Genomic DNA, 830 nt, shown 5'->3' with positions numbered 1-830 from the left:
TCGCAGTTATCCGCGCCCTTCTTCGCCTCTCAGCGCCTAGGCATCCACCGTATGCCCTTACTAACTTGACCTTATTTTCCATGATGATCACTTCGCGCTGTTTTGGCCAATCTGACATTCGCTTGCCTTAGCAAGCAAAGAACCATACTGTCAAAACAACTACGCTGTAATTATCATTGCTTTGCGCTTTACTTTTTACCTCTGTGCAGTTTTCAAGGAACAGTTCCACCACATAAGGGTGGTCATATGAAAACCTGACGTTTGTCAGGTTCGCCGGGTAATAAAGCCCGGACGATCTGGCAACGACCTACTCTCCCAGGGACCAACGTCCCAAGTACCATCGGCGCAGGAGGGCTTAACTGCCGTGTTCGGGATGGGAACGGGTGTGACCCCTCCGCCATTACCACCAGATCAGTTTGTACTTATTGAGGTTCATCCGGTTCATCACCGGAATTCAGAGTCTACTACACTCGGTTGAGCTTTTCAACCGGTAAGTCTCTCCAGTCCCTCAAAATCAAACAGTTGTGTCGCATTGCGTGCGTTCGACCTCGACATCTCACTGCATAGAGGTGTCATCCCTTCACTAGAAAAACTAGCAAGGTTACCCTCTACCGTGACGAGTCTCCATAGAAAGGAGGTGATCCAGCCGCACCTTCCGATACGGCTACCTTGTTACGACTTCACCCCAATCATCGACCCCACCTTCGGCGGCTGGCTCCATAAAGGTTACCTCACCGACTTCGGGTGTTGCCGACTTTCGTGGTGTGACGGGCGGTGTGTACAAGGCCCGGGAACGTATTCACCGCGGTATGCTGACCCGCGATTACTAG

Annotated in this window: 2 rRNA genes; both read right to left on the bottom strand. The window is 51.6% G+C overall.

The annotated features are described in order from the left end of the window. Nucleotides 1-294: 294 nt before the first annotated feature. Nucleotides 295-411 (bottom strand): 5S ribosomal RNA (rrf, locus tag H1S01_RS20465). Nucleotides 412-630: 219 nt separating this feature from the next. After that, nucleotides 631-830, bottom strand: a 16S ribosomal RNA gene (locus H1S01_RS20460); the annotation flags it as partial.

This window comes from Heliobacterium chlorum (genome assembly GCF_014502795.1).
Taxonomy (GTDB): Bacteria; Bacillota; Desulfitobacteriia; order Heliobacteriales; family Heliobacteriaceae; genus Heliobacterium; species Heliobacterium chlorum.
Note: the sequence above shows the minus strand (reverse complement) of the source record. Positions and strands in the feature narration are given on the sequence as shown.